Raw genomic sequence first — 14,186 nt, 5'->3', positions numbered from 1 at the left:
TAATTTTTAGTAATTTACGGAGACAAAATAGGATATTTCAAGAATAACCTATTGAAACATATATGACGAAATAGAGTTCTGATTAACATGGCATTAACAATATAAAATGCATGTCTTAGTTAGCTTTGCAATACTAAACATCAAAAAACAGTAAAAATCGCCAATAACTGGCGACAAGTAAAACTTTTATAGGGGAAAAAGGCAATAGCAAACCTTAAAACAAGAACAAACAACCAAACTAAATTTAAGAACCAGTGATTACTATCAGTAAAATTGCAATATCCACTATATATTCAGCTTAAAAATTAAGCAATAAAACATTATTTAGTCACTTAAGATGAAAACTAGCAGGATAAGATGAAGAAAATTGCAGGATTAAAACAAAAATATAGTGTAACCGTTAATTTTTACGCCAATTTTAGACGAGCAACAAGATAAAAAACCTTGGTAATTATATGATTTAATTACCAAGATTTGTTTTTATCTTAGTTTTTCTCTATCAACTTTTTATCAGTAACAATAAATACATTCGGTAGGGTAAATGCGAATTCACTTCCTTTGCCTAATTGGCTCGTCACCGATAATTGACTGCTATGGTGCTGAACGGCATGTTTGACAATTGCAAGGCCTAACCCTGTACCACCTCCGCCTTGACGAGAGCGAGCCTTATCGACGCGATAGAATCGTTCAGTTAGTCGAGGTAAATGCTCTGCAGGGATCCCTGAACCATTATCACTCACGCTAAACCGTGCACCACTGCTGTTTCTCTGCCAAGTCACCTTAATTTTAGTGCCTTCTGGAGTGTGATTCACTGCGTTATACACAAGGTTTGCTACGGCGCTGCGTAGCTGTTCTTCATTACCATACACCCGTAGTTTTTCATCAATATTAAATTCAAACTCGTGGCGCCCTTGGCTTAAGCTAATCGCTTCCTGCTCAATCATTTTGAGGATCACCGGCATATTAATCTCTTCATCGAGATTGATATGTGGTGCAACTTCAATACGCGATAGTTGCAACAGCTGCTTCACCAAGTTATCCATTCGATGGGTTTGCTCTTGCATCACCGTGAGCGCTTTTTTATTGATTGGTGAAATTCCGTCTTGATCATCCATGACTTCAAGATACCCTTGGATAACGGTCAGTGGCGTACGTAACTCATGGCTGACGTTAGCAAAGAAATCTCTACGCGCTTTTTCCAGTCGGCGCTTTTCAGTCACATCCCTAGCAACCATTAATAACTGTCCACTGGTGTAAGGTAAAATACGAAACTCAACAATTTCCCCACTGTTCAATTCGATGGTCAACGCTTGTTCATACTGTTTGACAGTAAAGTAACGACTGAAGTCAGGATAACGCAGTAAATTGAAGATATGTTGTCCATTATCCTCAGGCCAACGAAAACCCAGAAGTTGCTGAGCATGCCGATTACACCAGAAAATACTTCCCTCCGTCGTCATCATCACGACAGCATCGGGAAGTGATTCAGCCCCACTTCGAAAGCGTTTAATCAATTGCCCAAGTTCACGGCGACGCTTACGGTTACGCTGCTGCATCTGATAAATACCGTAGAATATAGGCTCCCATCCGCCTTTCCCTTCTGGTGGAAGCATACTTCTATCAAGCCATAGCCAGTCAGATAATTTTAAGAGGTTATAACCGTGCCATAATAAAGCAGCCAGCAATGAAATCACCAGCAGCCATGAAAGATGACCGATAAAAATAGACAATATTAATGCGGGTAAAATAAATAAAAACAGCCCCCAAACCAGCTGTTTTATTGATAAGCGTTCAAGCACCCATGTTTCTCCCTAATGGTTTCTCAATAACGAACAGAGAAGCGATAGCCTGTACCACGTACCGTCTGTATCATTTTATCATGCCCTTCCTGCTCAAGTGCCTTTCTTAAACGACGAATATGCACATCCACCGTTCTATCCTCAACATAAACATTTGCGCCCCATACATTATTAAGTAGCTGTTCACGGCTATAAACTCGTTCAGGATGCGTCATAAAGAAATGGAGTAATTTATATTCAGTGGGTCCCATATCAATGGGTATTTCATTACTTGTGACTCGGTGAGAAGTGGGGTCTAACACTAACCCGTTCATTTCAATAATATCTTCCGTTGCCATTGGCGAAATGCGACGCAAGATAGCTTTCACCCGAGCAATTAATTCTTTTGGTGAGAAAGGTTTAATAAGGTAGTCATCGGCTCCCACCTCAAGCCCTTTTACGCGGTCTTCTTCTTCGCCACGCGCAGTGAGCATCATGACAGGAACATCACGCGTCGCACTATCGCGTTTCATGTGTTTGATAACTTGAATCCCAGAACCTCCAGGGATCATCCAATCTAGAAGGACTAAATCAGGTAAAGGATCGACTAACTGTGCGATTGCAGAATCATAATCATCGGCTTCTGTCGGTTGGAAACCGTTCTGTTCTAATACAAAACAAACCATTTCTCGGATGGGCGCCTCATCTTCAACAACTAGAATGCGTCTTGCCATGATTGTTCCTGTAAATAAGAAGAGATTTTTAATGTGAACGCATTATGCGTCAGTTTTGTGACAGAAATATGAATGCCTCAATGCAAAACTCAGATCCATCGCTAGATTAACAACTAAATGTCATTTAAGTGCAACATAAACCCCCTCTACAGTGACACATTCCTGCCTTCGTTGCGAAGCGCTTCGCAACTATTTTATCGGACTTTGCCATCATATTATCCCTATAGGGTATACTGTTCTCCAATAAACACATTGCATCTTAGTATAGTAAAAAGTGTAATAATCATAGGAAATGACAGCTCATGCGCATCATCCACACTTCGGACTGGCACCTCGGACAATACTTTTTCACCAAAAGTCGAGCGGCAGAACACCAACACTTTTTGAATTGGTTGATTGAGCAAATAACATTACACCACGTCGATGCACTGATTGTTGCAGGGGATATATTCGATACTGGCGCGCCACCAAGTTACGCCCGTGAGCTATATAATAAATTTATCGTTGATTTACAGCAGACAGGTTGCCAACTCGTGATATTGAGCGGTAACCATGATTCAGTTTCCGTGCTAAATGAGTCGAGTGAATTATTACGCTACCTTAATACCCATGTCATTACTTCAGGTGGCGAACCCCATATCATTACGTTGAAAGACCAACATGGCCAGCCCACAGGGCTAGTTTGCGCCATCCCTTTTTTACGTCCTCGGGATATTCAAACCAGCGTTGCCGGACAAACCAGCGAAGAAAAACAGCTTTCATTACAAACTGCAATTCATGATTATTACCAGCATTGCTACCAACGTGCTGTTGAGCTGCGTAAATCCCTCGGATTAGATATCCCAATTATTGCCACAGGGCACTTAACCGTCGTGGGAGCTGCTCTTACTGATTCTGTTCGCGATATTTATATCGGTACGCTGGATGCTTTTCCTTCAGGCGCATTTCCTCCCGCTGACTATATTGCACTAGGGCATATTCATCGCTCCCAAGTGATTGGAGGGCAACCGCATATTCGTTATAGCGGCTCACCAATTGCATTAAGTTTTGATGAAGCACAACAGCAAAAAAGTGTCTGTTTAGTTGAATTTGATGGTCACCATTTTGTCGATGTCACTCTACTGCCTATCCCGGTTTTACAACCGCTTCAAAGCTTAAAGGGCTCATTAAAAGAGCTTGAGCAACAACTTGACGCACTAAAAGAACAAGTTAGTGACCAACCAGTATGGTTAGATATTGAAGTCGCACCTCAAGACTATTTGGGGGATATTCAGCAGCGCATAGAAGAAATCACCCAACCACTTTCTGTGGAAGTCGTTCGCCTGCGCCGAGCTCGAAAGCTCCTTCAAGAGCAAAGTAATACAAAATCAAATGAAGCACTAAGCGAGCTGACTGCCGAAGAAGTTTTTTCTCGCCGCTTAGCACAAGAGTCTTTAGAAGACAAAGAATTAGAGCAACGTTTGCTACAACTATTCAAACAGTCCTATGCCATACTGCGTTCTGGACAGGGAGAATAAAAATGAAAATATTAAGTTTACGTTTAAAAAATATTAACTCCCTGAAAGGTGAATGGAAAATTGATTTCACCGAAGAGCCATTTGCGAGTCATGGTTTGTTTGCCATTACTGGCGCAACCGGCGCAGGGAAAACATCCCTCTTAGATGCTATTTGTCTTGCCCTATATCACCAAACTCCACGTTTAGGTCAAATATCCATTGGGCAAAACGAATTAATGACTCGCCATACTGGTGACTGTTTAGCTGAGGTCGAATTTGAAGTTAAAGGTATTGCTTATCGCGCCTTTTGGAGTCAAAGACGAGCAGGCAATAAAGCAGATGGTAAACTGCAACCACCAAAAGCCGAATTGGCGACCGTTGTTGATGGTAAAATTCTTGCAGAAAAAATTAGCGAAGTCCGTGAAAAAATAGCCCAAATAACCGGATTGGACTTTGGTCGATTCACGAAATCAATCTTACTATCCCAAGGGGATTTTGCCGCCTTTTTGAATGCGTCAGAAAAAGAACGCGCCGACCTGCTTGAAGAAATTACAGGAACTGAAATTTATAGCCAGATTTCGGTTTATATTTATAACCAACACAAACAAGCCAAAACCGATCTCGACCTACTACGCGCACAAGCCAGTAGCATAAATTTGCTAACCGAATCGGAGCACCAAGATATTGTTGAAAAACAGCAACAATTAGCCGATCAAGAGCGCGTAATCAGTCAAAATAAAAACCGTCATCAGCAAGCGCTAACGTGGTATCAGCAGCATCAGCAGCTTTCGCTGAATTTACAACGTCTGCAATCTGAACTTCAACAGGCTCAGCTGCAATACCAAGCGGCAGAACCAAGTTTACAGAAATTAGCCGCAAGCACTCCAGCAGAATCACTGCGCCCACTATGGCAAGAAGTCCAAAATCTTCAACATTCACTTGAAGAACAGACACAAAAACAGCAACAACTGGCTCATGCTTTAGAAACAGAGCAAAAGCGGCATGAACCGCTGCTAATTCAACTCACACAAGCTCAGCAGAACCATACTCAACATATTGAGTGGGTAAAAAAAATGACTTCTGTGATCGATAATGAAGTTCGCCCATTAGATAACCAACTCACTCAACTTAGTCTGCAAAAAAATGAACTCACTGAGCAGCTCCATAAATTGCAGTCTGACTATCAACAAAAACAGCTGTTAGTCGACAATACCACGAACCAAATTGCACAATTCAGTCGTGAATTATCCTCAACAAATAACTTTCTACTGGAGCATCAGCAAGACGCACAAATAAGCTCTCATCTAGGAAGCTGGCAACAACAAGGAAAATTCATTTATGAACTGGAGGAGCTTCTACAGAAAAATATTAAAAAACAGTTGGTTATCACAAAAGAACAGAGCGTTATACAACTTGACCAGCAACAAAAATCATCTGTTTTTTTGAAAACTCAACAAGCGCTTGAGCAACAAACACATCTTTTTGCTCAGCTCGAAAAACATTTCCAAGAAAACCAAGCTAAGCTAGATATTGCCGCAACCAACCTTGCCATTTCTCAGCTACAAACTCGCTTACAACATGCTCGCTTACTTCCGATGCTGATCACCCAGCATACCGATAAAAAACAGCAATTACAGAAACTACAACATCAACAAAATCAATTAATTGAAACCATTACTCAGCTAGAAAAACAAAGTACAACCGTCCAAGAACGTGTTATTCAGTTACAACCACAATTACAAATTTTAGAGCAGAAATTACAGCTTGAGCAAAAAATTGTTAGCTTAGAGCAGGAACGCCAACAATTATTAGCAGGCACCCCTTGCCCATTATGCGGCTCGTTGGAGCATCCCGCCGTACATGAATATCAAGGGATAACCGTCAATCAAACTCAGCAGCAATTAAAAGCACTGGCTAACCAAATTGAGTCTGAAAAAAAGCATGTTATTGAGCTACAAGCATCTCTACAAGCCGAAAAACAGCGCCAGCAAGAGAATATCCAGCAAAGCTCGCAATTAACTGAACAATTAAGTGCACTCGACTTACAATGGCAACAAATCTGTGAGCAAGCACTTACACCTGAATTAGCCAAAGAATTACTCGCTGTTGAGCAGCTACAAACAGAATTACAAAACCAGCTAACAAGCCAGCAAGCTATGCTCAATGAATTTGCCCAATTAGAGCGCCAATACCAAAATGCCAAAAACCAATTGCATGAGCAGCAAACTCAAGCCAAGCAACAGCAAGCTGAGTTAGCCTTACTGGATGAACGTTTAAAACATCAACGACAACAACTAACTGAAAACCAAGTAGAGCACCAAACCCTGCAACAGCGTTATGAACAGCAAGTTCAACAATTAGAAGCATCCCTCGCGCCCTTCAAGTTAGCACGACCAACCCAAGAGCAGTTCGAGCCTTGGTTTATGGATATTGAAGAGCGTTCGAAACGCTACGAATCACAAAAAATGATAGCTCAGCAACTCACTCAAAAAATTGACGTCAATACTGCGGCTCTCACCGTTGAAACCGTCCACAAAAGTCAGTTGGAGCAACAAATCACTTTAGATTTACAGCAATTACAACAGCTAAGCCAACAATTGGAACAGCAGCAGGCTCGACGCCGTACTTTATTGGAAGGACAGACAGTGAATGCGTTTGTCACCCAAATGCAGGAAAAACAAACTCAGCTCTCCCTTGCTATAGAGGGGCTAACGCAACAAATCAGCCATGTTGAGAAGAGCATGGCAGCCTTACAAGGTAGCTTGAAAGAACTTAACGAACTCGTTAAACAGTTAACCCATCGATATGAGCAAGTACAAAATCAATTCTCTGAATCACTGGCCAGTAGCCCATTCGATACTCAGGAACAATTCCTTAGGGCTTTGCTCCCAGCAGAAGAAAAAATGCAGCTGGAGCAATTAAAACAACAAGTTTCCCAGCAATTACTGCAAAGCGAAACGCGTTATAAAGAATGTCAGTTAGCAATCACTAACCATGAACAACAACAACTTAGTGATTTCTCAGAATTATCATTGGAACAAATTCAGCAGGCATTGCACCAATTAGATATAGAAATTAAAGAGATAAATCAGCAGCAAGGACGGCTAATCAGTCAATTAGATGCGGATAAACAACAGCGCCATCAGCAACGAGAGTTATTGAATAAAATTGAACAGAGCCAATTAAGTTACGATGATTGGAGTTATTTAAACAGTTTAATTGGGTCTGCTGAGGGGGATAAATTTCGCCGTTATGCTCAAGGGCTTACTCTCGATTGTTTAGTCTCATTGGCAAATCAACAACTCGATAAATTACATGGTCGATACCTACTCCAACGTAGTCACTTAGCGAACCTTGAACTGCAAGTGATCGACAGTTGGCAAGCTGATAGTGTACGCGATATAAAGACGTTATCTGGGGGAGAGAGCTTCTTGGTAAGTTTAGCCCTAGCCCTTGCGCTGTCTGATATGGTTAGTAATCGAACCCAACTAGAATCCCTCTTCTTAGATGAAGGTTTTGGCACTTTAGATGCTGAGACTTTAGACATTGCCCTTGATGCTTTAGAAAGCCTTAATGCATCGGGAAAAACGATTGGTGTCATCAGCCATGTGGAAGCCATGAAAGAGCGCATCCCCGTTCAAATTCTCGTAAAAAAAACCAATGGTCTTGGTGTTAGTGAGCTTCCTAGTCAATATCGTATTAATTGACAAAAAATAGCATATCGTTATGAATTAATTGATTTTTTAGTGCTTATTGCAAAAATTTGAATATATAGGTTAAATTTTTTTTCTATGATTTCGAATTGATAGCGCTATAGTTGTTAACAACAAAACAAGTTACGGCTTCTGAAGTTATTCAATAAATTGCCGTGCTCTACACAAAAGCAAGGGGACAAAAATGTCTAATGCATTTATCGAAATGATTAAAAATCGTCGCACTATTTACAACTTAGGCGATAAATTACCAATTTCAGAAGAGAAAGTCGCTGAACTGATTAAAGAAGCCGTCAAACATTCTCCATCCGCATTTAACTCACAAACTTCACGTATTGTTGTGTTATTTGGCGCAGAACATAAAAAACTGTGGGATATCACCAAAGAAGCTTTACGCGCTATCGTACCAGAAGCGGCTTTTGCTGGAACTGAGCAAAAAATTAATAGTTTTATCGCCGGTGCGGGTACCGTTTTATTCTTTGAAGATGAAAATGTTGTAACTGGCTTACAAGAACAATTCCCACTGTATGCAGATAATTTCCCTATCTGGTCAGAACAAGCGAGCGGTATGGCGCAACTGGCTGTATGGACGACTTTATCCCAGGAAAATGTGGGGGCATCACTGCAGCACTATAACCCATTAATTGATAATCAAGTCCAAAAAGAGTGGAATATTCCAGCTAATTGGATTTTACGTGCTCAAATGGTATTTGGTTCAATTGAACAGCCTGCTGGTGATAAAGACTTTATGGACGATGATGTTCGTTTCAAAGTTTTTAAATAAATTATCCTGAAAGATTTTTACTTAAAGGTTTCTGCATTCGCAGAAACCTTTTTTATTTTCCGTCATTTCCCTGTCATATAATCCTATTCACCAAACCATATTATCATTAATTTATTAACAATATAAAACTCCAACCTATTAGGAATATATCTACATTTAAATCTGCCATAGAATATATTAATAAAAATTAACCAACCCTATTCAAAAATAATATTTATATTTTATATTTTGGTCATTTATTTATAACAATTAAATTTGTTAATCAATAGCATGAAATAAAAACCAAACTTTAATTTGATTGATATCAATATGTTATATTCTAAAAATACTAGTATTTACGTATAGATTAAAATTTTCTTTTTGCATCATCGATATTTGAACTACACTAAAAATGAGAGCACAAAACACTATTGGATGGTGGGTCAGTGTTATAAAGGGGGTGGACTATGAAACGTTTATCTTTATTAACAACTGTTGTTGCAATATTCATTTCCAGCTGTTCTTTCGCCAATAATACAAGCCAGTCGTCAGGAGGAACAGTTTCATTTAGTGGTTATGTTTATGAACCGCAATGCCAAGTTAATGTCTCAGAGAAAACGAATGTTAATGTTGAGTGTTATCGTAACGGCAAAACAGTTTCCGCTTCGGGCTCATTAAAAAATGGGCAACAAGTTGAATCTGAGTATGTCAAAGTCGAATATGACAAATCCAGTAAATTACCAATGTTGAACGTGCGTTATGAATAATTTAACTACCGAGAAAATAAGTCTGTATGCTCGAGGAGTCGATATTATTCCATTGCTTTAGCTCCTCGAGCTCTATTTAACACCTAAAGTCTATTTTATTGGCACCTTAAATGGTCAATAAACATCCATTACTCCCTTAAATTATTTTTTTCATATAAATGTCATCCGCAAAACATTCATATGAAAAAAAAGCCTGACATTCAGACAGGCTTAAAGACTTACTTTTACTGCTTAAATTATTTCTCAGTTAAATCAACTTGGTAAATAGCAAAACCAATATCATCGGTAGCGACTTGCTTCATTGGATACTGAGCATGTTGTTTAATAAATTCGGCAGCTTTCTCGCTTGGCGAAGTTTCAAAACGAACATCTAATTTTTTATCTGTTTTAATTGGTGTAAATGACCAATTGTTATCAGCTTTAGAGACTACTTCACCTTTCTCTTTCGATACTTTCGCAATATAAGCCGCTAAGATTGAACGGTTTTCATCTGGGGAAGCGAACGCAATATGGCTATCACCTGTTCCGGCAAATTTACCACCGTAACCACGGTAGTTATTGGTTGCGATCAAGAACGTTGCTTTTGGATCAATCGGCTTGCCTTGGTATGTAACCTGTTTAATACGGTTAGCATCTTTATTAACCACTTGGCAATCAGTGTCATATTTCGCTGGCTGAGTCAGGTCAATTTGATAATTTACACCACTAATTGTGTCAAAGTTATACGTTCTAAAACCATCCCAGTTAATTAAGCTTTGTGGCGCTGTAGACTGAGCATCAATCTGATTGAACATTCCCGCAGAGCATTCTAACCATTCAACCACATCGGATCCGGTTGCTTTAACAACCACTAATGTATTTGGATATAGATAGAGATCTGCCGCATTACGGAAAGTTAAATCCCCTTTTTCGACTTCCACAAATTCAGCCGGAGCATTTTTGCGTCCACCCGCTTTGAACGGTGCAGCCGCAGCTAATACTGGTAAATCTGCCAGATCAGGGTCACCTTGGATAAAGTTACGGGTATAATCCATTTGTGCATCATTGACGATCTGTACGGTAGGGTCACTTTGCACCAATGCCAAATAGCTATACATATTTTCAGATGCTTTACCGATCAACTGCCCGACAAAATCTCGAGTTCCTTGGTGTTGCTGTTCAATAATTTTGACCAGACTTTCATCACGCTCCACCAGCGCCTTTTTATTGGCTTTATCATAGACTGGGCGAGCATGAGCTTGTGCTTCAACCACTTTCCAGTTGCCGCTGTCGTTATTCACAACTAAATCAACAACCCCTAAGTGATCTCCCCATTGTCCCGGCATGACAGCAGGAATACCATTCACGGTTCCTTTAGCAACATCGACACCTTTGATATCCGCGAACTCTTTGCTTGGAAACACACCATGGGAGTGGCCAAACATGATTGCGTTGATACCCGGAACTTCACTGAGATAATAAACTGAGTTTTCTGCCATCGCTTTGTATGGCTCTTGAGAGAAACCAGAATGCGGGATCGCGACAATAATATCAGCGCCCTCTTTCTTCATTTGTGGAACAAATTTCTTCGCAGTTTCAGTGATGTCATTGACCTTCACTTTGCCTTCTAAGTTAGGTTTATCCCAAATCATGATTTGTGGTGGTACAAAACCAATGTAGCCCACTTTGATAGTCTGGGTTTTGCCATCTCGGTCTTTAACTGGGGTATCCACAATAATGTATGGATTGAAGTAATTTTTACCCGTCTTAGCATCCACGATATTGGCATTAACGTATGGGAACTTAGCCCCTGCAATGGCTTGTTTTAAGTAATCTAATCCGAAGTTAAATTCATGATTACCAAAGTTACCGACCGTGTAACCCATGGTATTCATCAAGCTATGAGCGGGATGAGATTCGCCCTCTTTTAAGCCTTTATTTGCCATGTAATCTGCTAACGGACTACCTTGAATTAAGTCACCGTTATCAACCAAAATCGCGTTGGTGGCTTCATTTTTAGCTGCTTTAATCAGTGTTGCCGTGCGTACGAGACCGAATTGTTCTGTTGGCTTGTCTTTATAGTAATCGAAGTCAATCAGGTTACTGTGAACATCGGATGTTTCCATTACACGTAGGTCAACAGTTGCTGCATTGACATTGAATGCCACCAGCAATGCCAGAGATGAGAGTTGTAAAACCTTTTTCACGATAAATCCCCTTAGCTGCCTTTTGAGAGAATGCCTCTCGAAAATTCCAGATTCATTTATTGGCTGTTGGCTAAAATTCCAACTGCAATTGAAATAAAACAGGTTACTGTGTGTTAGATATCAAGTTTTAATGATAATACATTGCAAACAGTAACCATTTTCTGTGACTAAATCACGGTTTTAGTCTTTTTATGAATCCTGAGTTTTATATGGCTCACAAAAATAGATTTATCTTCAAATATCCCCCTTCATTATTTGAGTTATCGACAAAATAATCTATTCACAAAATAACTCACTAGAACCTATTTCATATTCCACTTGATCAACTAAGCAACTTTTAAGTTATTTTTAGAATGATTTTTTCTATTTCATCGAGCAGTTGATTGAGAAAGCTTGAGATTTGAGATTTGAGATTTGAGATTTGAGATTTGAGATTTGAGATTTGAGATTTGAGATTTGAGATTTGAGATTTGAGATTTGAGATTTGAGATTTGAGATTATTTTTTACCTACTGCCTATTTACAAGCTCTTATATCCCGCCCGCATTGGGCGAGGGTTTACGGCATTTTTCGCTAAATAATTCGCGCTGTGCTCATGAATAAACATTATGCTCAAAGTAATTTGTTCTATGGCTAGGCAGCAAATGAGTGAGGCCCTAGGAACATACACAAGTATGTGACTAGGGCGAGCGAGAGCAGCTAACAACGCTATGGGACAAATTAAGAAGAGCAGAGCCAGGCAGCCCCCCTCACCCCACTCGAATCCCCATGCACCGCCTTACGGATTGGCGTATCAAACTCTCTTCCAAACACCCATCTGCTAATTTTTTCTGGTAGATTTTGATACAGTTCATCCACGTTACTCATGCCTCCACCCAGTACAATCACATCTGGGTCTAGCATGTTCACGGCTTGAGCTAGCGCTTTGGCTAGGCGGTCTTGATAATGTTCAAATGCTTTTATGGCATGCTTGTTGCCTTCTTGGGCTAACTGAATGATTTCTTCACCTGTTTTTGATTCGCCCGCGAGTTTTTTATAATCCGCCATAAACCCTGTGCCTGAGACAAATTGTTCAGTACAGCCTGTTAACCCGCAATAACACGTTTCGCCAGCGAGAAATAACCGGTCTTGGTCATCTTGCCAAGGTAAGGGATTATGCCCCCATTCGCCAGCAACCCCATTACCACCAGAATGCACTTGCCCATTAATCGCAATTCCCGCACCGCATCCCGTGCCAATGATCACCGCAAAAACTACTTTAGCGCCAGCCCCTGCACCATCCACCGCTTCAGACACCGCAAGGCAATTTGCATCATTCGCCATTTTAACTGGGCGCCCTAAACGCTGGCTTAAGTCGATATCAAAGGGTTGGCCATTTAACCAAGTAGAGTTAGCATTTTTAACTTTCCCCGTGACTGGCGATAAGGTTCCCGGAATACCCACCCCAACGCTTCCTGTTTGCCCTGTCTCAGCCTCTGCTGCGCCCACTAAGCCTTGAATCGCCTCCAGCGTCGCTTCGTAATCACCACGAGGCGTTGCAATACGCTGACGAAATAAGATCTGCCCATCATCATCCAACGCAATCACTTCAATTTTTGTACCGCCTAAGTCAATACCAATTCTCATAATGGCGCTCGCTTATTACCTATTTTAAATTTAATTGTCTCACTACATTATTAGGCTCCCTTGGTAGAAAGTAAAACGCCACGAAGTTACGGGCATTTTTTTTCGCTTAATAACCGACAATTCGCTATCATAGCCCCCTTGCAAAACATGTTTTCAATGACAAAGGTAGGTTTTTCATGTGGTTCAAGAATATATTGGTCTATCGCCTGAATCGGGACTTGGCACTCTCCGCGGATGATCTGGAAAGACAACTTGCGCCGCTGGCTTATACCCCATGTGGAAGCCAGGACATGATGAAAACAGGCTGGGTTCCACCTATGCGTGGAGGCGATGCACTCACCCATGCAGCCAATAATCAGATTCTTATTTGTGCAAAAAAAGAAGATAAAATGCTGCCATCGCCAGTGATTAAGCAAGCATTACAAGATAAAATTGAAAAACTGGAAGCCGACCAAGCTCGCAAACTGAAAAAGACTGAAAAAGATTCGTTAAAGGATGAAGTGGTTCATGACCTTCTTCCGCGCGCTTTTAGTAAGTTCAGTAAAACCTACATTTGGATTGATACGGTTAACCAATTAATTATTGTCGAAGCTGCGAGTGCCAAACGAGCTGAAGATAATTTGGCCTTACTGCGTAAAAGTTTAGGCTCCCTGCCCGTCGTCCCATTGACCTTTAAAGATCCTATTGAGTTAACTTTAACTGAATGGGTTCGCTCCGGATCATTACCGCAAGGTTTTGCGGTAATGGATGAAGCTGAATTAAAAGCCATTCTAGAAGAAGGTGGGATCATTCGCTGTAAGAAACAAGATTTGATCTCAGATGAAATTGCGACACATATCGAAGCCGGTAAATTAGTCACCAAGCTCGCATTAGATTGGGAAGAACGGATCCAATTTATGTTATCCGATGATGGCTCGCTAAAAAAATTGAAATTCAGCGATACATTAAAAGATAAAAATGAAGATATCCCTAAAGAAGATTTTGCCCAAAAATTTGATGCCGACTATATCTTAATGACGGGTGAACTGAGTGCTTTAATCGCCCGTTTGATTGATGTATTGGGTGGCGAAGCCGAACAGTAATTTTTAATCCCCCTATCTCTCGATGGCAGCGTGCATTTTTGC

9 protein-coding genes are annotated in these 14,186 nt (G+C 40.6%); 5 read left to right on the top strand and 4 right to left on the bottom strand.

Going from position 1 to position 14,186, the window contains the following annotated elements; all coding sequences use genetic code 11:
* Positions 1-485: 485 nt before the first annotated feature.
* The gene (gene phoR, locus EL244_RS03590) at positions 486-1,799 is read right to left on the bottom strand and encodes a phosphate regulon sensor histidine kinase PhoR (RefSeq protein WP_112836195.1); all 1,314 of its coding nucleotides are present in this window, start codon (positions 1,797-1,799) and stop codon (positions 486-488) included.
* A 23-nt stretch (positions 1,800-1,822) separates the two neighbouring features.
* Positions 1,823-2,512 (bottom strand): phosphate regulon transcriptional regulator PhoB, encoded by a 690-nt coding sequence (gene phoB, locus EL244_RS03585; protein ID WP_115163991.1) that lies wholly within the window; start codon positions 2,510-2,512, stop codon positions 1,823-1,825.
* A gap of 302 nt (positions 2,513-2,814) precedes the next feature.
* Between phoB and sbcD the strand changes: the two genes are divergently transcribed.
* The 4 genes from sbcD to EL244_RS03565 all read left to right on the top strand — a co-directional run bounded on the left by sbcD (position 2,815) and on the right by EL244_RS03565 (position 9,251).
* Positions 2,815-4,029: an exonuclease subunit SbcD gene (gene sbcD / locus EL244_RS03580; protein ID WP_126458811.1), complete on the top strand. Its 1,215-nt coding sequence runs from the start codon at positions 2,815-2,817 to the stop codon at positions 4,027-4,029.
* Between the two features lie 2 nt (positions 4,030-4,031).
* Complete coding sequence (locus EL244_RS03575; RefSeq protein ID WP_126458808.1) at positions 4,032-7,715, top strand: AAA family ATPase; 3,684 nt, start codon at positions 4,032-4,034, stop codon at positions 7,713-7,715.
* A gap of 190 nt (positions 7,716-7,905) precedes the next feature.
* Positions 7,906-8,505 carry a nitroreductase family protein gene (locus EL244_RS03570; protein WP_006815796.1) on the top strand — a complete coding sequence of 200 codons (600 nt, stop codon included), beginning with the start codon at positions 7,906-7,908 and terminating at the stop codon, positions 8,503-8,505.
* 446 nt (positions 8,506-8,951) lie between these two features.
* Positions 8,952-9,251 (top strand): hypothetical protein, encoded by a 300-nt coding sequence (locus EL244_RS03565; RefSeq protein WP_126458804.1) that lies wholly within the window; start codon positions 8,952-8,954, stop codon positions 9,249-9,251.
* A gap of 236 nt (positions 9,252-9,487) precedes the next feature.
* Here the strand turns inward: EL244_RS03565 and EL244_RS03560 are convergent, their stop codons facing one another.
* Both EL244_RS03560 and mak read right to left on the bottom strand, forming a co-directional pair.
* Positions 9,488-11,440: a bifunctional 2',3'-cyclic-nucleotide 2'-phosphodiesterase/3'-nucleotidase gene (locus tag EL244_RS03560; protein ID WP_126458801.1), complete on the bottom strand. Its 1,953-nt coding sequence runs from the start codon at positions 11,438-11,440 to the stop codon at positions 9,488-9,490.
* A gap of 716 nt (positions 11,441-12,156) precedes the next feature.
* Positions 12,157-13,062, bottom strand: coding sequence for a fructokinase (gene mak, locus EL244_RS03555; protein ID WP_126458798.1), 906 nt, complete (start codon positions 13,060-13,062; stop codon positions 12,157-12,159).
* Between the two features lie 176 nt (positions 13,063-13,238).
* Here mak and rdgC point away from each other — a divergent pair, with 176 nt between their 5' ends.
* Positions 13,239-14,144 (top strand): recombination-associated protein RdgC, encoded by a 906-nt coding sequence (rdgC, locus tag EL244_RS03550; protein ID WP_006815800.1) that lies wholly within the window; start codon positions 13,239-13,241, stop codon positions 14,142-14,144.
* Positions 14,145-14,186 lie beyond the last annotated feature (42 nt).

This window comes from Providencia rustigianii (assembly GCF_900637755.1).
Taxonomy (GTDB): Bacteria; Pseudomonadota; Gammaproteobacteria; order Enterobacterales; family Enterobacteriaceae; genus Providencia; species Providencia rustigianii.
The sequence above is the reverse complement of the archived record's forward strand: the minus strand, read 5'-3'. Positions and strand labels throughout refer to the sequence as shown.

Coding starts and splice junctions, on each gene's coding strand:
- phoB (WP_115163991.1), bottom strand. CDS start 2,512: ATGGCAAGACGCATTCTAGTTGTTGAAGATGAGGCGCCCATCCGAGAA.
- sbcD (WP_126458811.1), top strand. CDS start 2,815: ATGCGCATCATCCACACTTCGGACTGGCACCTCGGACAATACTTTTTC.
- EL244_RS03575 (WP_126458808.1), top strand. CDS start 4,032: ATGAAAATATTAAGTTTACGTTTAAAAAATATTAACTCCCTGAAAGGT.
- EL244_RS03570 (WP_006815796.1), top strand. CDS start 7,906: ATGTCTAATGCATTTATCGAAATGATTAAAAATCGTCGCACTATTTAC.
- EL244_RS03565 (WP_126458804.1), top strand. CDS start 8,952: ATGAAACGTTTATCTTTATTAACAACTGTTGTTGCAATATTCATTTCC.
- mak (WP_126458798.1), bottom strand. CDS start 13,062: ATGAGAATTGGTATTGACTTAGGCGGTACAAAAATTGAAGTGATTGCG.
- rdgC (WP_006815800.1), top strand. CDS start 13,239: ATGTGGTTCAAGAATATATTGGTCTATCGCCTGAATCGGGACTTGGCA.